General features: G+C 63.9%; 18 protein-coding genes and 1 pseudogene. 9 read left to right on the forward strand and 10 right to left on the reverse strand.

Annotated elements, in window-relative coordinates; genetic code table 11:
* Positions 1–6: 6 nt before the first annotated feature.
* The 3 genes from M3I54_RS02790 to M3I54_RS02800 all read right to left on the reverse strand — a co-directional run bounded on the left by M3I54_RS02790 (position 7) and on the right by M3I54_RS02800 (position 2984).
* Positions 7–831 (reverse strand): glycine betaine/L-proline ABC transporter ATP-binding protein, encoded by an 825-nt coding sequence (locus M3I54_RS02790; RefSeq protein ID WP_254332842.1) that lies wholly within the window; start codon positions 829–831, stop codon positions 7–9.
* Positions 832–920: 89 nt separating this feature from the next.
* The gene (locus tag M3I54_RS02795; protein ID WP_254332843.1) at positions 921–1886 is read right to left on the reverse strand and encodes a proline/glycine betaine ABC transporter permease; all 966 of its coding nucleotides are present in this window, start codon (positions 1884–1886) and stop codon (positions 921–923) included.
* Positions 1887–1946: 60 nt separating this feature from the next.
* The gene (locus M3I54_RS02800; RefSeq protein WP_254332844.1) at positions 1947–2984 is read right to left on the reverse strand and encodes an ABC transporter substrate-binding protein; all 1038 of its coding nucleotides are present in this window, start codon (positions 2982–2984) and stop codon (positions 1947–1949) included.
* 284 nt (positions 2985–3268) lie between these two features.
* Between M3I54_RS02800 and fae the strand changes: the two genes are divergently transcribed.
* Genes fae through M3I54_RS02815 form a run of 3 tightly spaced genes read left to right on the forward strand, consistent with a single transcriptional unit; the run spans position 3269 to position 6301 of the window.
* Positions 3269–3790 carry a formaldehyde-activating enzyme gene (gene fae, locus M3I54_RS02805; RefSeq protein ID WP_254332846.1) on the forward strand — a complete coding sequence of 174 codons (522 nt, stop codon included), beginning with the start codon at positions 3269–3271 and terminating at the stop codon, positions 3788–3790.
* A gap of 28 nt (positions 3791–3818) precedes the next feature.
* The gene (locus M3I54_RS02810) at positions 3819–4838 is read left to right on the forward strand and encodes an aldo/keto reductase (RefSeq protein WP_254332849.1); all 1020 of its coding nucleotides are present in this window, start codon (positions 3819–3821) and stop codon (positions 4836–4838) included.
* The gene (locus tag M3I54_RS02815) at positions 4835–6301 is read left to right on the forward strand and encodes an NAD-dependent succinate-semialdehyde dehydrogenase (RefSeq protein ID WP_254332851.1); all 1467 of its coding nucleotides are present in this window, start codon (positions 4835–4837) and stop codon (positions 6299–6301) included. The genes M3I54_RS02810 and M3I54_RS02815 overlap by 4 nt, the downstream gene beginning before the upstream one ends.
* An 89-nt stretch (positions 6302–6390) precedes the next feature.
* Here M3I54_RS02815 and M3I54_RS02820 read toward each other — a convergent pair whose 3' ends face one another.
* Positions 6391–7284, reverse strand: a complete 894-nt coding sequence (locus M3I54_RS02820; RefSeq protein ID WP_254332853.1) for an alpha/beta fold hydrolase — start codon at positions 7282–7284, stop codon at positions 6391–6393.
* 66 nt (positions 7285–7350) lie between these two features.
* A pseudogene (locus M3I54_RS02825) lies at positions 7351–7758 on the reverse strand (EamA family transporter); the annotation flags it as partial.
* A 415-nt stretch (positions 7759–8173) separates the two neighbouring features.
* Here M3I54_RS02825 and M3I54_RS02830 point away from each other — a divergent pair.
* On the forward strand, positions 8174–8548 hold the full coding sequence (locus M3I54_RS02830) for a BON domain-containing protein (protein ID WP_254332855.1): 375 nt from the start codon (positions 8174–8176) through the stop codon (positions 8546–8548).
* 119 nt (positions 8549–8667) lie between these two features.
* Here the strand turns inward: M3I54_RS02830 and M3I54_RS02835 are convergent, their stop codons facing one another.
* The 4 genes from M3I54_RS02835 to M3I54_RS02850 are packed head-to-tail and all read right to left on the reverse strand — an operon-like array spanning position 8668 to position 10718.
* On the reverse strand, positions 8668–9384 hold the full coding sequence (locus M3I54_RS02835) for an MIP/aquaporin family protein (protein WP_254332857.1): 717 nt from the start codon (positions 9382–9384) through the stop codon (positions 8668–8670).
* Positions 9381–9875 carry an arsenate reductase ArsC gene (locus M3I54_RS02840; protein WP_254332860.1) on the reverse strand — a complete coding sequence of 165 codons (495 nt, stop codon included), beginning with the start codon at positions 9873–9875 and terminating at the stop codon, positions 9381–9383. The genes M3I54_RS02835 and M3I54_RS02840 overlap by 4 nt, the downstream gene beginning before the upstream one ends.
* Before the next feature lie 28 nt (positions 9876–9903).
* Positions 9904–10386, reverse strand: coding sequence for an ArsI/CadI family heavy metal resistance metalloenzyme (locus M3I54_RS02845; protein WP_254332862.1), 483 nt, complete (start codon positions 10384–10386; stop codon positions 9904–9906).
* Entirely contained in the window at positions 10383–10718 is a 336-nt protein-coding gene (locus tag M3I54_RS02850) for a helix-turn-helix transcriptional regulator (protein WP_254332864.1), read from the reverse strand. The genes M3I54_RS02845 and M3I54_RS02850 overlap by 4 nt, the downstream gene beginning before the upstream one ends.
* A 586-nt stretch (positions 10719–11304) precedes the next feature.
* Here M3I54_RS02850 and M3I54_RS02855 point away from each other — a divergent pair.
* The 4 genes from M3I54_RS02855 to M3I54_RS02870 all read left to right on the forward strand — a co-directional run bounded on the left by M3I54_RS02855 (position 11305) and on the right by M3I54_RS02870 (position 16409).
* The gene (locus tag M3I54_RS02855; RefSeq protein WP_254332866.1) at positions 11305–11595 is read left to right on the forward strand and encodes a hypothetical protein; all 291 of its coding nucleotides are present in this window, start codon (positions 11305–11307) and stop codon (positions 11593–11595) included.
* A 196-nt stretch (positions 11596–11791) separates the two neighbouring features.
* The gene (locus M3I54_RS02860) at positions 11792–12901 is read left to right on the forward strand and encodes a GGDEF domain-containing protein (RefSeq protein WP_254332868.1); all 1110 of its coding nucleotides are present in this window, start codon (positions 11792–11794) and stop codon (positions 12899–12901) included.
* 158 nt (positions 12902–13059) lie between these two features.
* Entirely contained in the window at positions 13060–14892 is a 1833-nt protein-coding gene (locus M3I54_RS02865) for an SLC13 family permease (protein ID WP_254332869.1), read from the forward strand.
* A 56-nt stretch (positions 14893–14948) separates the two neighbouring features.
* Positions 14949–16409 carry a carboxylesterase gene (locus M3I54_RS02870; RefSeq protein ID WP_254332870.1) on the forward strand — a complete coding sequence of 487 codons (1461 nt, stop codon included), beginning with the start codon at positions 14949–14951 and terminating at the stop codon, positions 16407–16409.
* Between the two features lie 49 nt (positions 16410–16458).
* Here the strand turns inward: M3I54_RS02870 and M3I54_RS02875 are convergent, their stop codons facing one another.
* Complete coding sequence (locus M3I54_RS02875) at positions 16459–17544, reverse strand: trypsin-like peptidase domain-containing protein (protein WP_254332871.1); 1086 nt, start codon at positions 17542–17544, stop codon at positions 16459–16461.
* Between the two features lie 310 nt (positions 17545–17854).
* Here M3I54_RS02875 and M3I54_RS02880 point away from each other — a divergent pair, with 310 nt between their 5' ends.
* Positions 17855–18904, forward strand: a complete 1050-nt coding sequence (locus tag M3I54_RS02880) for an AI-2E family transporter (protein WP_254332872.1) — start codon at positions 17855–17857, stop codon at positions 18902–18904.
* The last annotated feature ends 27 nt before the right edge of the window (positions 18905–18931 follow it).

An 18931-nucleotide genomic window follows, 5' to 3' on the forward strand; every position in this document is an offset into this window, starting at 1 on the left:
GGTGGCTTAGTGCGTCGTTCCGGCGCGGCGCTCGACGAAGCGCCGCACGTAGTCGTCGGCGGGGCGGTGCAGGATATCTTCGGGCGTGCCGCACTGGATGAGGCGCCCGTCGCGCAGAATCGCGATCTGGTTGCCGATGCGCAGCGCCTCGTCAAGGTCGTGCGTGATGAATACGATGGTCTTTTTGAGCGTGGCCTGGAGTTCGAGCAGCTGGTCCTGCATTTCGGTGCGGATGAGCGGATCGAGCGCGGAGAAGGCTTCGTCCATCAGCAGCACGTCGGTGTTCGCAGCGAGCGCGCGGGCGAGGCCCACGCGCTGGCGCATGCCGCCCGAAAGCTCGTCGGGATAGTGGTCCGCATAACCCGAGAGGCCCACCTTGCCGAGCCATTCGCGCGCGCTTGCGTGCGCCGCCGCTTTCTTTTCGCCGCGCGTGGCGAGGGCATACGCGGCATTGGTGAGCACCGTCTGGTGAGGCAGGAGTCCGAAGCTTTGGAACACCATGCTCACGCCGTAGCGCCGCAATTCGCGCAGGCCGTTGTCGGAGAGCTTGAGCACGTCCTTGCCGTCGATGAGAATCTCGCCCACGGTCGGCTCGATGAGCCGGTTGAAATGGCGCACCAGAGTGGACTTGCCCGAGCCCGAAAGGCCCATGATCACGAAGATCTGGCCCGAGCCGATCGACAGGCTCACGTCGTTGAGCCCTACGTTGCAGCGCGTCTTCTCGAGAACCTCGGCCTTGCCCGCGCCGCCGCGCAGCAGCTCGAGCACGCGCTGGCTGCTTTCGCGCGTGCCGAAGATCTTGTAGACGTTCTTGACTTCGATGCCGCTCATGATCGTTACCTCATTCCATGCTCATTGCGTATGCTGGATGCGCCGGGCGGGCTTCCGCCATTGTGCCGGCGCTTGTGCCTTCGCGTTCATTATTTGGCCGGCTGGCTCGTCAGGTCGCTGGTACTGGCCGCGTCAGCGCTTTCGCTTTCCTGTTCGCGAACCCGGCGAAACGGAATGCGCGAGGGCTGCTTCGACTTGCGAGCGAGGCCGCGTGTGCGCCGGCCCTGGCCGTAACCCTGGCTGATGCGGTCGATCACGATTGCGAGAATCACGATGGCGACGCCCGCTTGGGTGCCCTTGCCCACGTCGAGCGTCTGAATGCCCGCGAGCACGTCTTCGCCAAGACCGCGCGAGCCGATCATCGAGGCGATCACGACCATGGAAAGCGCCATCATCGTGGTCTGGTTGATACCGGCCATGATGCTTGGCCGTGCGAGCGGCAGCTGGACGCCAAAGAGCAATTGCATGCGCGTGGTGCCAAAGGCGCGCGCGGCTTCGACGATTTCCGCATCCACGTGGCGGATGCCGAGGTCGGTCAGGCGAATGAGCGGCGGCAGCGCATAGACGACCGTGGCGAGAATGGCGGGCACCTTGCCGAGGCCGAACAGCATGAGCACCGGAATCAGGTACACGAAGCTGGGCAGCGTCTGCATGACGTCGAGCACCGGCAGCAGCACGCGGCGCAGCCCGCTGCTCGAAGCCGCCAGGATGCCGAGCGGCACACCGAGCACCACCGAGATGAGCGTCGCGACGACCATCAGCGCGAAGGTCTGCATGAGCTTGTCCCACAGCCCGAAGCAGCCGATCAGCCAGAGCAGCACGACGAACAGCAGTGCCACGCCAATGCGCCGCGAGGCATGCCAGCCGAGCAGGCCCACGGCGGCGAGCACGACGATGGGCGGCGTGGCGCGCAGCAGGCCTTCGAGCGGCACGAGCAGGTCGCGCAGCATGAGCACGCTGAAGTTGTGGAACGCGTCGCCGTAGCGCTGCACAAACGCGGAGACCTGATCGTTGACCCAGTCGGCGATCGAGAGGTGAAGAAAGGGAGATCCCATGGTGAGCCTCATTCTGCGTGTGTCATGTGATGCGTACCGCTGTGCGGCCGGTGTGGTTGCTTACGTGCGCAGGCCAGCCTGCACCCGCGCCGCGACTTCCGGCGTGACCCATTGCTTCCAGATTTCCGGATGCTGCTCGAAGAACGTGCGCGCGACCGTGGAGGCGTCGAGCTTCTTGTCGTGCATCTGCTGGACCAGTTGTTCGTCGAGCGTGAGCGGCAAGCTCACCTTGCCGAAGAACGCGACGGCGTCCGGCTCGGCGTCGTAGAACGGCGTGGAGACCGCGATCTTCAGATGCGACACCTTGAACGCGGAAGCGCACGGCGTGCCCTTGGGATCGGCGATGGTGTCCCAGCAGGCGTCGGAATACGGTGCGCCTTCCAGTTGCACGAAGTGGTATTTCGCCATCAGGCCGGCGGGCTGCCAGTAGTAGAAGAGAATGGGCTTGCCGCGCTCGTAGGCCGAGGCGATCGCCGCGTCGAGCGCGCCGCCGGTGCCGGGGCGGAAGTTCGTGTAGTCGTCGCCAAGCTTGTAGGCCGTGAGCAGGCGGTTGTTGAAGCGCTCGCAATCCCAGCCCGCGGGGCAGTTGTAGAAGCGGCCCTTACCGGGTTCTTCGTCGTCCGTGAAGAGGGATTTGTACTGCGGCAGTTGCGCGACGGAGCGCAACTGCGGCGCCATGGGCTTGATGCCGCGCTTTGCGTCGCCGTTAATCACATAGTCGGGGACGTACCAGCCTTCCTTGTCGCCGCCGGGAATCAATTCGCCCACGAGCTTCACGCTGCCGTCCTTCAAGCCGCGCGCGACGATCGGGCTGCGGCCCGTCCAGTGCTCGGCCCACACCTGCAGGTCGTCTTTCGTGAGCGCCGTTTCGGTGGCGGCCGTGGCGCCCGGCACGACTTCGGTCTTGCAGCCGTAACCCTTCTCCAGCACCGTGCGCACCATCTCGGTCATCAGCGCGCCGCTTTCCCAGGTGATTTGCGCGAGCTTCACGGTTTTACCCGCCTGGCACCAGCCGGGGGCGGCAAAGCTGCTCGTGGCCGCGCAGGTCAGCGCGAGGGCGGCGGCAATACGCACGCCTGCCAGCGTGATATGTCTCATGTCGTCTCCAGTGATTGGAATTGTATGCGCGGGCCAGCGTGGGGCCGCAGCTTTTCGAATCAATCCGACCAGAGTCTAGCCGTGGCATTTCGGGTTGCGAAGCAACGAATAGTCATCGATGCATTACCTGATCTCATGCCACCTTCATCACGCGAATGACCCCTGCGAGAGCGATGACTGCGCGTCATGCCCCCATGAGATTTCATAGCTTTTGGGCGCGTGCGGCGTGTGCTGGAATGCGTCTGGCCAAATTCGAACTCATGACACAGGAGACGGAGTCAAACATGAAAGACCTGCAAGTCTATATCGGCGAAGGTTTCGCTGGACCAGGCGTAAACGCTGCCCACATCAACATCATGATCGGCCCGCGCAATGGCCCCGTGGGGCAGGCGTTCACGAACAGCTTGTCGTCGCCTTCGCAAGGCCACGTGCCGTTCATGGTGGTCGCGCAGCCCAACGTGCCGGTCAAGCCCGCCACGCTCTACGTGAACAAGGCCGACATTCGCGGCGACCTGCACGGCAACGCCACGTGGGGCGCCTCGCAAGCGGCCATCGCGAAGGCGGTGACGGAAGCGATGCTCGACGGCACGCTGCCGCCGCAAGCGGAGAACGAATGGTGCATCGTCACGGCGAACTGGGTGAACTGGTCGTGCGACGACCTCGACGCCGTGTATGAGAACAATTACGTGGCCTGCAAGACGGCCATTCGCGCCGCGATGAATGGCCTGCCCAGGCTCGACGACATTGCGAAGATCAAGGATCAGATCAGCAATCCGTTCTACACGCCGAAGGTCAAGGCGGCTTGAGCCGCGCCAATCGTTACAGGTGACTACGATGCAATACGTGCAACTTGGCCGCTCCGGCCTGAAGGTGTCGCGCCTGTGCCTCGGCACAATGAACATGGGCACGCCCGAGTGGAAGCCCTGGATCTACAACGAAGAGCAGAGCGAGCCCATCGTGCGCCGCGCGCTCGAAGCCGGCGTGAATTTCATCGATCTCGCGGACTTCTATTCGACTGGCGTGGGCGAGGAAGTGGTGGGGCGCATCGTGCGGCGGCTTGCGCAGCGCGACGAACTCGTGCTCACGACCAAGGTCGGTTATCCGATCGGCAATGGGGCGAACAACCAGGGCCATTCGCGCAAGCACATCATGGAAGGCATTGACGGGTCGCTGCGCCGGCTGCAGACCGACTACGTCGACGTCTACATGCTTCACTACTTCGACGTGAATACGCCCGTCGAAGAAACGATGGATGCGCTCAACGACATCGTGCGCGCGGGCAAGGCGCGTTATATCGGCGTTTCGACGATGTTCACATGGCAGTTCGCCAGGATTCTGCAGGCGTGCGAGCGTTATAACTTCGCACGACCCATCAATATGCAACTGCAGCTGAACTGTGCGTATCGCGAGGAAGAGCGCGAGATGATTCCGTTCTGCCAGGATCAGGGCGTGGGCGTGTCGGTGTTCAGTCCGCTCGCGCGCGGCCTTCTTTCCGGCGACGCGAAGTCGGTGCGCAACCAGACCGACTTCTTCACTGTGCAGATGTACGACGATGAAGCCTCACGCGACATCGCGCGTTCGGTGGCCGAAGTCGCGGCGGCGCGCGGCGTGTCGTGCGCGCAGATCGCGCAGGCCTGGGTGCTGGGTCACGCGGGCATCTCGTCGATGCTCGTGGGCGCGGACACCGTCGCGCAGTTCGAAAGCGCGCTCGCCGCGCTCGACACGCAACTCAGCACCGACGAGCTTTACGAACTCGAGCGCAACTATACGCCGTGCGACGTGATCAACGATTACGTGAGCGCGCGCATTCCGCGCGTGCCGCGCGCGGCACGACGCCTGGAGATCGCAGCATGACGAGCTTGACGATTGACGGACTCAAGCAAACGCGCCTGTGGCGCACATCGAGCTTTATCGACGGCGAATGGGTGGCGAGCGAAGCGACCTACGCGGTCATCGACCCGGCCACCGGCGCGCCGCTCGCGCAAGTGGCCCGCGCCGGTGCGCGCGAAGCGCTGCAGGCGGTGGCGGCGGCCTCGCACGCGTTCCCTGCGTGGCGCGACGCCACGGCGGCGGAGCGCAGCGCGAAGGTGCGCCGCTGGGGCGAGCTGATGCACGCGCATCGCGAAGACCTCGCGCGCATCATGACGGCCGAGCAAGGCAAGCCGTACGCAGAAGCGCTGGGCGAAGTGGCGTACGCGGCGAGCTTTCTCACGTGGTTCGCGGAGGAAGCGCGACGCGCCTATGGCGACGTGATTCCTGCTCCGAAGAAGGACGCGCGCATTGTCCTGACGAAGGAGCCCGTGGGCGTGGTCGGTGCGATCACGCCGTGGAATTTCCCGCTCGCGATGGTCACGCGCAAAGCCGGCCCCGCGCTCGCCGCGGGGTGCACGATGGTGCTCAAGCCTTCGGAAGAGACACCGCTTTCGGCGTTCGCGCTCGCCGAACTGGCGCTCGAGGCGGGTATTCCGCGCGGCGTGTTCAATGTCGTTTCGGGCGATGCCCCTGCGATTGGCGACACGCTCATGGCCTCGAAGGCCGTGCGCAAGATCTCGTTCACGGGTTCGACGCGCATAGGCAAGCTGCTCATGCGCGCGGCCGCCGACACGGTGAAGAAGGTCTCGCTCGAACTGGGCGGCAACGCGCCCTTCATCGTGTTCGACGACGCCGATCTCGATGCCGCCGTGGAAGGCGCGATGGCCTCGAAATTCCGCAACACGGGGCAGACCTGCGTGTGCGTGAACCGCTTCTACGTGCAGGCCGGCGTACACGACGCGTTTGTCGAGAAACTCGTGAAGGCAGTGAGCGCGTTGCGCGTGTCGGGCGGCATGGAGCCGGGCGCCACGCAAGGGCCGCTCATCAACGGCGCGGCGTTGCGCAAGGTCGAGGCGCACGTGAGCGATGCGCTCGAGAAGGGCGGCGCCATTGTGTGCGGCGGCCAGGCGCATGCGCTGGGCGGCACGTTTTACGAGCCCACGGTCATCACGGGCGCGCACGGCGGCATGATGCTCGCGCACGAGGAGACGTTCGGCCCCGTTGCTGCGGTGTTCCGCTTCGAGACCGAAGAAGAAGCGATCCAGGCGGCGAACGATACCGACTTCGGCCTCTCCGCGTACTTCTACGCACGCGACATCGGCCGCGTGTGGCGCGTGGCGGGCGCACTGGAAAGCGGCATGGTCGGCATCAACGAGGGCATTATTTCGACAGAGGTCGCGCCTTTCGGCGGCGTGAAGGAGTCGGGGCTCGGGCGCGAAGGCTCGAAGTACGGGCTCGATGAGTACCTCGAAACGAAGTACCTGATGATGGGCGGGCTCGGCTAAATTTCCGCGCCGTTACCACGCTTGCCAGATTCTGGCGAAGGCCGCCGCGCGAGAGCGCGGCGGTTTGTTTTCAGCGGGATGATGCGGCATCAACCTGCCCACGCGTTAATGTCGAGAACTGCTTCGGCGAACGCTTCTGGCGCCTCCTGCGGAAGGTTATGACCAGTATTCGGCACGATGCGGTTCTCATGGCGTCCGCTGAAGCGCTTCGAGCTTGTCTCTCTTGCCCCGGGCGGCTGGACTCCGTCGGCGTCTCCGTCGAGCGTGATCGTGGGCACGGTGATCGGCGGCGTGGCGGCCAGGCGGCGCTCGATGTCGTCGAACCGGGGATCGCCTTCGACCAGTCCAAAACGGTGACGGTAAGAGTGGACCACCACGTCGACGAAATCGGGATTGTCGAACGACGCTGCCGTGCGCGCGTAGATGTCGTCGTCGAAGCGCCAGGTCGGCGACCATAGCGACCACAAGAGACGGCAGAACGCGCGCCGTTTTTCAGTCAAGCCAGCCCGGCCGCGCTCGCCATGCAGGTAGTACTGGTACCACATGCGGTGTTCCTTTTCGGGGTCGGCTGGCTGCGCGGCAGCGGCGATATCCTGGATGTTGTAGCCATTGACGGAAACCAGCGCCCGCGCTCTCGACGGGTAGAGCGCCGCCACGATGCATGCCGCCCGGCCGCCCCAGTCGTATCCGCCGAGGATGGCCCGCTCGATCTCAAGGGCATCGAGCAGCGCCAGCAGGTCCGCGCCAAGTGCCGCTTGCTGGCCCGAGCGAAGTGTCGTGGGCGAAAGAAAGCGCGTTGGGCCGTATCCCCGCAGGTAGGGGACGATGACGCGGGCGCCCTTGGATATCAGGCGTGGCGTCACGCCGTCGTAGGCGTGGATGTCATAGGGGAAGCCGTGCAGCAGGACTACCGGCCATCCGTTCGCATCGCCTTGTTCGTCATAGGCGATGTCGAGCAGTTCGGTTTCGATATGTTTAAGCATGGGGCGCTCCTTTGCGCTCAGTTGCATGATGACGCACCGGTAGCAAATGACGTGCGCGAGGCCGCGTCAAAGCCCCAGACAAACCGCGCCGGCCGCGACGACCACGCAGGCGAGCCAGCGCGTTCCACTTACCGCTTCCCGCAAAAACATCCGCCCGATCAGCACCGCGAACACCACGCTGGTCTCGCGCAACGCTGATATTGCGCCCATCGCGCCCGATTGCAGCGCCCAGATCACGATGCCATACGCCCCGATCGACACGAGGCCGCCGGCCTGCGCACCCGCGCGCGACACGTGACGCCCCTGCAGCGCGATCGCGATGATGCCGCCCGAAATCATCGTGATCCCGAGACCGTGCACGGGGCCGATCGCTTCATGCGCAAACAGCGCCGCGCCGAGCGTGACGAGCAGCGGCGACGAGCCTCGTGCGATCGGGTACGCATGGAGCGTCGCGTTCCAGCTCGCGTGGAGCAGCTAATCGGCGTCGCAAATATGCGACGCCTGGCAATCTTTTTCCGCCCACGCGCGACTGGATATGCGCTCCGTTTGTCTCCCGGCCGCGAAAAAGCGCGTCGAGGCCGATCGATAGTTGACTGACCCAATTGGGTTCGAGGGCGATGTGACCACAAACCCGTGACCACATACCGTGCCCCTACTTCATGATGGCATCGATATCAAGCTAATGATTCAGCCGCATTTTCCCCGCCCTGTACCGCACCTTTCATTCTTATAATTTGCCGCGCGCTCGCGCGAATGGACGCGACGTCGCAACACAATGCGGCATTGCGTCGAGCGCTGTTTTTGGCGCGCGAATGCCTAGTCGTGAATGGTGTAGTGCACCGGCCCTTCCGTGGGCCCACAACAAGACTGTGACAACAGGAGAAATTGCATGAAGGCTATTCAAGTATTCAAGCTGACCGCAGCGACGGCGCTCGTGGCTGCGTCTCTGCACGCCTATGCGCAGGACGACGCGGCGAGCGGCGCGGCCGCCGCCGCCCAGCAACAGGCCAGCCCGTCGCAGGCGCAATCGAAGCAGGCCAAGGCCGCTAACCGCGCGCTCAGCCGCAAGGTCCGCTCGGTTCTCGCCAAGGACAAGAAGATCGACGTTGCCAGGATCACCGTGCGTGCGCGTGACGGCGCCGTGGTCCTGCAGGGCTCGGTGCCGGAGCAGTCGCAGATCGAACACGCCGCCGAAGTCGCCAAGGGCGTGCAGGGCGTCACGTCGGTCAAGAACGCGCTGACGCTGCGTCCGAACGAGTCCTGATCATCGCTCACCACGGGCTTGCGCCCAGTCGGGCGCAAGCGCCGCCGCCCGGAGACAGGTCTCCGGGATCATCCTGAAGGCTTCATATTGCGAAGCGGCGGCTGCGCCGCATGCGCGCATTAGCGAACGTCGCCGTGTTCGCCAGACGACTCGACCAGGTTCGGGTGGCCAACGCGTTGCTTGCGCGGTTCGAAGGCCGTATGCAGCGCGAGGCCCATCGCTGCGCCAAACAGTTGGGCAATGACGAAGCCCGGTACGCTGGATGGCGCAATGCCTGCAAAAGTGTCGCTGAACATGCGTCCGAACGCGGCGGCCGGGTTCGCAAACGATGTCGATGAAGTGAACCAGTATGCGGCGCCAATATACGCAGCCACCATGATCGAGGCGCGTTCGCCCGGCGCGCGCAGGATCACGAGGAGCAAACCTGCAGTCGCCACGGCCTCGGCAATCCATTGTCCGGTACCGGTGCGCACCTTGCTCGATAGCTCGACGATGGGCAGATCGAACATGGCGTGCGCGAGCCATGCACCCAGCAGCGCGCCGACGAGTTGCGCAGCGATGTACGGCAGCAATTCCTGAGCATGCAGTTCGCCGCGCAGCACCATGACGGCGCTGACGGCGGGATTGAAATGCGCACCGCTCAAGGGCCCAAACACCTCAATCAGCACATACAGTCCGCCCACGGTTGCCAGCGTGTTGGCGAGCAACGCGATCGCCGTATTGCCGCCCGCAAGCCGCTGCGCCATGATGCCGGAGCCAATGACGACCGCCAGCAGCAAGGCCGTGCCGATCAGTTCGGCGAGTACCTTGCGCTTGAGACCGATGACTGCGGTCATGATTCGGAGATCGCTGTGAGCGCTTGCTGGAGATCCTCGTCGCTCATCGAGTCGAGCGGCAGCGCAAGCAGTTGCAGCATGCGATAACCGATCGCCTGGCGGGTGAGTTCGAACGCCAGGCGCTTGCCTTCATCGCCACCGGGCGCAACAGAAGGATCCGCGTAGCCCCAGTGGGCCTTGACAGGACTGCCCGGCCAATAAGGACAAGTCTCGGCGGCGGCACTGTCACAGACGGTGATGACAATGCGCATGACAGGCGCACGGCTGGCGGCGAACTCATCCCAGCTCTTGCTGCGGTAGCCGCTCACGTCGATACCCGCGCGCGTAAGCGACTCGACGGCGAAGGGATTCAGGCGGCCGCCCGGCGCACTACCCGCGCTGAAGCCGCGCACGTTCTTGCCGACCTTGGAAGCGAGGTGATTCAACATGGCTTCGCCCAGCACGCTGCGCGCGGAGTTGTGCGTGCACAGGATCAATACGTTGGTCGTCATGGCTTTCCCGCTGGATCGTGCGCCGCACTCAGCAGCACGACGAGGACTTGACCGGAATGCCGACCGGCTTGCCCCACGACGGCGCGCAGCACGCGGCACCTTCGGAGGCCGGTGCGCTGCTCTGCGTATTGCGCGATTCGCCGAACACCGGAATTTCATTCAGCGTGTGATACGACTCCCATGCGATGCCCTGCGGATCGACGCTCCAGTACTTGTTCGACTTCGCATAGCAGCATGCGGTATCCATCTGCGTATCGACTGGCAATGCCGCGCTTTCCAGCCGCGCGTGCATCTCGGCCAGCTCGGCTTCGTTCTCGACCTGCACACCCAGGTGATCGAGGCCGGGTGCGGCGCCGCGTTGCGAGATCGCGAAATTGACGCGCGGGTCCTCGAGCATCCACTTCGCGTAGTCGCTCTTCACGACAGTCGGTTCGGCGGCAAACAACGCCGAGTAGAAGCGGATGCTCGATGCGAGATCCGCAACGGCGACGTGAATGTGAAAGCGCTTCATGACTGCTTCTCCGTGGAGGGTGAACACACTGATACCGGCGAACAGGGATTGCCGCCACAGCAGTTCTCGGTGAGGTAGGCCAGCAGGCCGTTCATCGTCGCGAAGTTCGCGCAGTAGAAAACGAACCGGCCTTCCTGACGGCTCGTGACGAGTTGCGCGTGAGACAGCTCTTTCAGATGGAAGGAGAGCGACGACGGGGGCACGTCGAGCAGGGTGGCAATCTGGCCTGCGGGCAAGCCTTCAGGGCCTGCCTGAACGAGGGCGCGAAAGATCGCGAGCCTGGACTCATGCGCGAGTGCCGCCAGAGCGGCGATGGTCTGGTTCGTTTCCATGTTTCCATAGTAGTCGAAATATGGAATGATGGGCAAGGGGATCGTTCGCTGGACGTGAAAATTTTCGGCAGCCGCGCCGCGCTAAGTCCCTTGCTGGGCCAACGCAGAGATGAACAACGACGTCGATGCGCATGCAACGAAAATAGCGCAAGGCGATTATGTGTGCCGCAATGAAGGCGACGGATTTTCCGAAATATGGATGCGAAACGTAGTCTCGCAAAATGCGGTGTAAATCGTTGAGCTGGATTTCAATCAGGGCGCCAAAAAAGAGGCTTCTCGCCAATGTCCGGTCAAGCGGCCGAACCGCATATCGAATCGCGCAGCCCCCGGATTCGAGACCAAAATCCATTACGCCATTACGGGTAATTGTCAAAAAACGAAATAAATCGTTGCGCACAATGCGCTTAATTATCCGCGATTGCTTTCCTAAACTTGTTATCAACTGGCAGGGGTTTGCTTAATTTGAACCACTGCGAACAGTTACGCGATTTTTGATCGTCGTGAGCCGCATATAACGACCGCCCAATGAGAATTAGGGTGGATCGTTTGTGCCGGAATTCCAGTCCAATCAAAGGAGGAGCGAGTCATGAGCAAGACAACCACCACATTGATCGCGGCCGTCGCCGCACTCATGCTGTCTGGCGGTGCGTATGCACAGAGCAACAATACGCTGGCAACCCCGAGCGTTGGGTCGCCCGCCGCGGCCAATACCAATGCAACGAGCGGCTACGGCACGCCAGGCGCCACCAACTCGGACAGCGGCATGAGCGCCGCGTCGCCGAATTCGAGCACGAACAATAGCGCGACGTCGGTCACCCCCGCGTATGGTGGCAACAACACGCTGGCGACCCCGTCTACCGGGTCTCCGGCCAAATAACAGCCGTCCGTCACAGTAAGCAAGGCCGCTGCCCTCACGGACAGCGGTCTTTTGTTTTGCCCCGACCCCATGGGCAGCGCCGTTCCGGCCGCTCCGCCGCTCGAAAAGGCCGCCGGAGTGCGGTTGTCGTCGTTCAACGCTCAAGTCTGTCCCCAAGCTGCCGTAATAGCAGGCTTCGGAATATTCTCGATGCATCGTGACACATCCCGGGACTCAGCCTTCACTGGATCTTGCTGCGCTTATCGAAACCGTCCAGCGCAACGAGCGCGCATCGAAGTCGTTCCAGGACGTGGAACTGCGCCTGATCGGCGCGCACGACTGGTGCGCCTTTCTCGATGGGATATTCGTTTATCTGCCCGAGGTGTTCCGGCTGGCTTCAGCCGGCATCTGGCTCGACGTCCGCACGCCGTTGTTGCGCGACCTGCTCGAATCTGAGTGCGGGCGCGCCGACCTCGAAGCGAACCTGCGATCCGGGCTCCAGGGCGGCCTCGCGTTGTCGCGCCTGTGTGCGGGAAACCAGCCGTGGCTTGGGCGCGTGAAGGAACTGAGCGATCTTGAGCCCGCGGTGAGCGAGACCTTCTTCGACGCGCGGACCGCTATCGGCAGCGCGATCGTGTTGCCGCTTCTGAACCGCACCCAGGTGCTCGGCTATTTGTGCCTCGCAAGCGATGACCCCGCGCGTTTCGACGCTAGCATGGGCACCGATCTGCTCGCGCGCTTCAGCCGCGTTGCGGCGGCGAGTCTCGACAACGTCGCTCACCGCGAGCATCTGCGCAAGACCGGCGTGACCGACCCGCTCACGGGCCTTTCGAACCGCCGCTATTTCGACGAGCGCCTGCATCACGAGATTCGGCGCGCGAGTTCGCACGCGGCGCCCATGTCGTGCCTCTTCATCGACATCGATCATTTCAAGCAGATCAACGACACGCACGGCCACGCAACCGGCGACCTCGCGCTGGGTGCCATTGGCACCTGCCTGAAGCAGCAGGTGCGCGTGGGGGACACGGTGTCGCGCTACGGTGGCGAAGAGTTCGTCGCGCTGCTGATGTGCGAGCTGCCCGACGCGCTGGCCGTTGCGGAGCGCATCCGGCATGCGGTCGAGGCGCTCGAAGTGCTCGACGACGAGGGCGAGCGCATTGCGCTCAGCGTGTCGATTGGCGTGGCGGCGTATCGGCTGAACAGCGAAATGAACACCGGCGCCGCGAGTCCGGAAGCGCTGGCGCGCTCGCTGCTCGACCAGGCCGATCAAGCCATGTACCGGGCCAAGCACCAGGGGCGCAATCGCGTTTCGCTGCTAGACGCGTAAAGGCCTCGACGTTCACAAACATGACATCAAAACAGCGGCCTCGCGGGCATGACGCGTGAGCTTGACCCACGGCCGCGCTGAAACGTAAGTTTTCAAAATCCGGCACTATTTGCGGTAGCAGTGGTTTCCCCGGCCCGTTGAGCAGGCAAAGCGAAATCATGTCTACCGACCTTTTGATGACCGTTGCCTGCCTGGCCTGCGCGATCGCGATGTTCCTGATCGGCCGCCCCCGCTCGGATGCAGTGGCGCTCATCATGATCGTCGCGCTATCGCTCTCGGGCATCGTGACCGTCAACGAGGCGCTGGCCGGATTCTCGGACCCGAACATCGTTCTCATCGCGGCCCTCTTCGTGCTCGGCGACGGCCTTGCGCGCACGGGCGTCGCCCAGCGCGTGGGCGACTACCTGATCGAGCGCGGCGGGTCCAACGAGCGCCGCCTCGTCGTGCTGATCATGGCCATTGTCGGCGTCATGGGCTCGGTCATGAGTTCGACGGCCGTCGTCGCGATCTTCATTCCCATCGTCATTCGCATTGCACGCCAGTCGGGCGTGTCGCGCGCGCGCATGCTCATGCCGGTCAGCATGGCCGCGCTCACGAGCGGCATGCTCACGCTCGTCGCCACGACGCCGAATCTGGTCATCAACAGCGCGCTCGTCTATCGCGGCTACCGGCCCTTCAGTTTCTTCGCCATCACGCCGCTGGGCGTGCCGATTCTCGCCGCGAGCATCGGCTGGATGCTGTACGCAAGGCGTTTTCTGAACGGCACGGGCGGCGCGGAGGCGACCACGCGCCCGTCGTTGAACGACTGGGTCGCGCGCTATTCGCTCGAAGGGCGCGCCTTTCGCCTGGAGGTCGGCGCGGATTCCCCGCTCGTGGGGCAGACGCTCGGGCACACCGGGCTCGACGACGACCCCGTGGCGCACGTCGTTGCGATCGAGCGGCGCGCGCGCATGGGCGCAACGGTGCTGCCGGCGACCGCGGACAGCAGCATCGCGCCCGGCGATGTGCTGCTGCTCGACGTGGAGTCCGCACGTTTCGACGTGCAGGCGTTTTGCGCACGCTATGCGCTCGCAATGCGCCGCATGTCGGGCGCATACTTCACCGACCAGACCCACGACGTGGGCATGGCCGAAGTCATCGTGCCGCCGGACTCGTCGCTCGTGGGCAACGTCGCGCGCAGTTCCGCAGCGTTGCGCCGGCACGGCGTGACGGTCGTCGGCCTGCGCCGCGCCGACGCCGCGCTGGAGCAGGATCTACAGGCCACGCGGCTGAAAGTCGGGGACACGCTGCTGGTGGTGGGCCCGTGGATCGACATCTTCTCGATGCAGTCGGTGGAGCGCGATATCGTGTGTCTCGCCATGCCGGTCGAAAGCGACGCCTACGTGCCGGTGCCGCACAAGGCGCTGCACGCGCTCGCCATCATGGCGCTCGTCATCGCGATGATGCTCACACCGCGCGTGCCGAACGTGCTCGCGGGGCTGATCGGGTGTCTGCTCATGGGCGCGTTCGGTTGCGTGAGCCTCGACAGCGCTTATCGCGCGATTCACTGGCGCAGCCTCGTGCTGATCGTGGGCATGCTGCCGTTTTCCATCGCGCTGCAGCGCACGGGCGGCATCGACATTGCCGCCGACGCCGTGCTGCGCGTGGCCGGCAACTGGGGTGCGCATGGCTTGTTGGGCGCCGTTTTCCTGCTGACGCTCGTGATCGGCACCGTGATTTCCGGTACGGCAACGGCGGTGCTGATGGCGCCCGTGGTGCTCGCGATGGCGGCGCACCTGCATGCGTCGCCGTTTCCGTTCGCGATGACGACGGCGATTGCCGCATCGGCGGCCTATATGTCGCCGATCTCGACACCCGTGAATGCGCTCGTCAGCACGGCTGGCGGCTATCGGTTTCGGGAATTTTTCAAGGTGGGCTCGCCGGCTGCCCTCGGGGCGCTCGTGATCACCGTAATGCTGGTACCGCTCATTTGGCCGGTTTTCCCGCGCTAGCGCGAGAAAGGGCTGGCCATCCGTTCGCGAGGCATTGACCGGACATGGCGAATTTCTTGACGAGAGCGTGGGTCCTTCGCTGGATCAAGCGGCTTTTCCTCTTCGTGCTGATCGCGTTCGTGTGCATTGCCGGCGTGCGGTTCTACGATGCGCAGCGCAAGGCGCCGTTGAGCTTGTGGCACACGTATGTGCCGGAAGACATGCACGCGCACGAAATCGATCACGCGACGTGGGAGGAATACATCGCGAACGAGAACCGCCTGTTCGACTCGGTGAAGAAAAATGTGACCGACAAGCTGCCGGCAGACGAACGCATTCCCGCCAATCGCTATTTCTCGGGCAGCCCGATTTATCCCGGGCACTTTCGCACCGACTGGAACCGCTCGTACACACTCATGCCCCAGGGCGCGCCGCGCGGCGTGGCCGTGATGGTGCATGGACTGACCGATTCTCCCTATAGCCTGCGGCACATCGCAGAGCGCTATCAGCAAGATGGCTTCGCCGTGGTGGCGGTGCGCTTGCCGGGGCACGGCACCGTGCCGTCGGGGGTGACCGAAGTGACGGCGGAAGACTGGGAGGCGGCCACGCGCCTCGCCGTGCGTGAAGCGCGGCGCCTCGTGCCGGCGCCTGCGCCGCTGCATATCGTAGGCTTTTCGAACGGTGGCGCGCTCGCACTGCAATACTCGCTCGAAGCGCTGGACGACCCGAGCCTGCCGAAAGCGGACCACCTGATCCTGCTCTCGCCGATGATCGGCATTACGCGTTTCGCGCGCTTTGCGGGGCTCGCGGCATTGCCTGCGATCTTGCCTGCGTTTGCGAAAGCCGCGTGGCTCGACATCGTGCCGGAATTCAATCCGTTCAAGTACAACTCGTTTCCGGTGAACGGCGCACGCCAGTCATGGCGGGTCACTCGCAAGATCCAGCAGGAAGTGGCGGACGCGGCGCGCAGCGGCAAACTGGCGGCGTTGCCGCCGACGCTCACATTCCAGTCCGTGCTCGACTTCACGGTGAGCACGAGCGCGATCGTCAGTTCGCTGTATGCGCAACTGCCTGCCAACGGCAGCGAGCTCGTGTTGTTCGACATCAACCGCACGGCGCAATGGAGTCCGCTGCTGCGCGCTTCGATGCGTGACGCGCTGCGCCGAATCTCGCCGGTGCCGCCGCTGCGTTACCGCCTGACCGTGCTCACCAACGCCTCCGCGACCTCGCCGCAAGTGGTCGAAGAGAGCACGCCGCCGAACGAGACAACGGCGAAAGTCGAACCCACGGGGCTCGACTATCCGCTCGATGTCTATTCGCTTTCACACGTGGCGCTGCCGTTTCCGGTGACCGATTCGCTGTACGGCCGCAACCCCGATCCCAACGACGACCTGGGCATCCATCTGGGCGCTCAGTCCGTACGCGGCGAAACCGGGGCGCTGATCGTGGGTGCGGGGCTCCTCACGCGGCTCTCGTGGAACCCCTTCTACGGGTACATCGTCGAGCGTATCGACTACCTGGCGGGCCATGGGCCGTGATCGTCGCGCAATCGACACGCGGTGGGTCAGGCCCGGACCCGGCCAGGGATTATGCGCGCGGTGCGAGCTCGACCTGCGCGGTCATTTGCTCGCCGTCGCGGGCAACGACGATCGACACATTGCTGCGTGCGCGCGCGATCATGCTTTGCAACTGCTCGACGTTGTCCACCTCGATGCCGTTGACCGCGATGATTACGTCGCCCGCGCTGATGCCAGCCGCCTTTGCCGGACCGCCCGCTTTCACGACGAGCACGCCGCCGTCCACGCCGACTTGCTGCGCTTCGTTGCTGGTGAGCGCGCGCACGGCTACGCCGAGTCGCGGGTGCGCATTGCGGGCCAACGTGGTGCCATTGCCGTTGCCGCCGCCCTGCACGATCTGATCCTTGATGTGCATGGCTTCGTCGATGGGAATCGCGAACGAGAGGCCCTGGAAGCCGCCCGTGCGCGAATAGATCATCGAATTGATGCCGATCACTTCGCCGTTCAGGTTGAAGAGCGGGCCGCCCGAATTGCCCGGGTTGACAGGCACGTCGGTCTGGATGAGGTGCGTCGGACTATCTTCCGAGAGCTGGCGCGACTTCGCGCTGATGATGCCCGAGGTCACGGTGTTGTCGAGACCGTAAGGCGAGCCGATCGCGACGACCCAGTCGCCCACCTTGCTGTTCGCCGGATTGCCGATCTTCACCGTGGGGAACCCCGTGCCGGCAATTTTCAGCACGGCCACGTCGCCGGCCTTGTCGGTGCCGATCACGCGCGCGGGGAACTTGCGGCCGTCGGTGAGCTTGACCGTCACGTCGTCCGCGCCCTCGACGACGTGATTGTTCGTCAGGATGTAGCCATCCTGGCTCACGATGAAGCCCGATCCCAGGGCGCCCGAATGGCCGTCTTCGGAGTCCGGGTTTTCCTTGACGACCTCGACGTGGACCACAGCCGGGCCGTACTGCGCGACGATCGTCGAGAAGTTCGGCGCCGTGCCCTTGACGTCGTCTGTCTTGGGCACGGGTGTCGACAACGTCGTTTTCGTGATGCCGCTTTCGTCCGCGCTGGCGTGCTCGTGGCTGACGACCCAGGCGCCGGCAAGCGCCACCGCTACACCGGCGATCAGGCCCCGGCGCCGATATTTGATGGTACTCATTGCTATGGTCTTCGAAGAGGTTGATGAAGGTGCGCGTAAGGTACTTTTTGCTGCTTAAACGTGACTTAAAGGAAAGCGAGATCTTTTGACCGTTCGACGAGTCGATGTGCGCGCAACGAAAATGGGGGCGCGGTTGTTCGGATTCCTCGCCAGCTAGCGCGCAAGTCTTCTTCAAAGCGGCTAGTCTTGCGAAGTGGCGGCCGATCGCGCCCCGAAGACGCATTATTGAGGGCCGGATAAGCACGGCGGGGCGTTGGTGGCTTGCAAACGTCTCATCAACGCAACGTGGTTCGTCATCCAAAGCATCTCTATGAAACAGGATCTCGTCACGTTCACCTGTGTGGTCGTCATCGCCGTCATCACGGGATGGGTGCTGTATATCGGGCGCCCGGTGCTGGTGCCGATCGCATTCGCGATCATTACGTCGTACGTGATCTACGGGCTCGCCGAAATCCTGCGCCGCGTGCCCCACGTGGGCAAGCGCATTCGCGCGGGCGTGCGCTACTGGAGCGCTGCCGCGCTCATACTCGTGGCCGCGTGGCTCGCGACCGAACTGCTGCTAACCGACACTGACCGCATGCTCGCCATGGCGCCGAAGTACGAGGCCACGCTGCTCGCGTTGCTCTCGAAAATCACCGCGCTGTTTCATCTGGAAACCGAGGCTTCGTGGACGGCCTTCCGCCGCGAACTGCTCGCGACCGTCAACGTACAGTCGCTGCTCACCTCGCTCCTCGGCTCGCTCTCTTCGCTCATGGCAACGACGCTCGTCGTTCTGCTGTACACAGCGTTCTTCATGGTCGAGATGGGGCGGTTCCGCCGCAAGCTCTCTTCGGTCATGCGCGGCAAGGCCGACATGGAACCCGTTATCGACGCCATCAACGCGAAGATCGGCACGTATCTGGCGTTGAAAGCGCTGCTTGGCGTGGTGCTCGGCATTCTCAGCTGGATCTGCATGCATCTGGTCGGGCTGGAGTTCGCGCCGCTCCTCGCCGTTCTCATCGTGCTGCTCAACTTCGTGCCGTATGCGGGGTCGCTCATTTCCGTTGCGCTTCCCGCGTTGCTCGCCGCGCTTCAATTCGGGCAGTGGAACGAGGCGATCACGTTGCTCATTGCGCTTTCGGCGATCAACTTCGTGATGGGCAACGTGCTCGACCCGTGGTTGATGGCGGGGTCGCTGAACCTGAGCCCCGCGGTCATCCTCATGAGCCTCGCCACCTGGACGGCGATCTGGGGCATTCCCGGCGCATTTCTCGCCGTGCCGGGAACCGTGGCGCTCACGATCATCTTCTCTGCGTTCAGCTCCACGCGGCCGCTGGCGCTGCTGTTGACGAAGGACGATGTGGTCAGGCATGCGGAATAAATACGTGGCTTACTTTCACAGGTGATC

This window comes from Paraburkholderia sp. CNPSo 3274 (assembly GCF_024206475.1).
GTDB lineage: Bacteria > Pseudomonadota > Gammaproteobacteria > Burkholderiales > Burkholderiaceae > Paraburkholderia.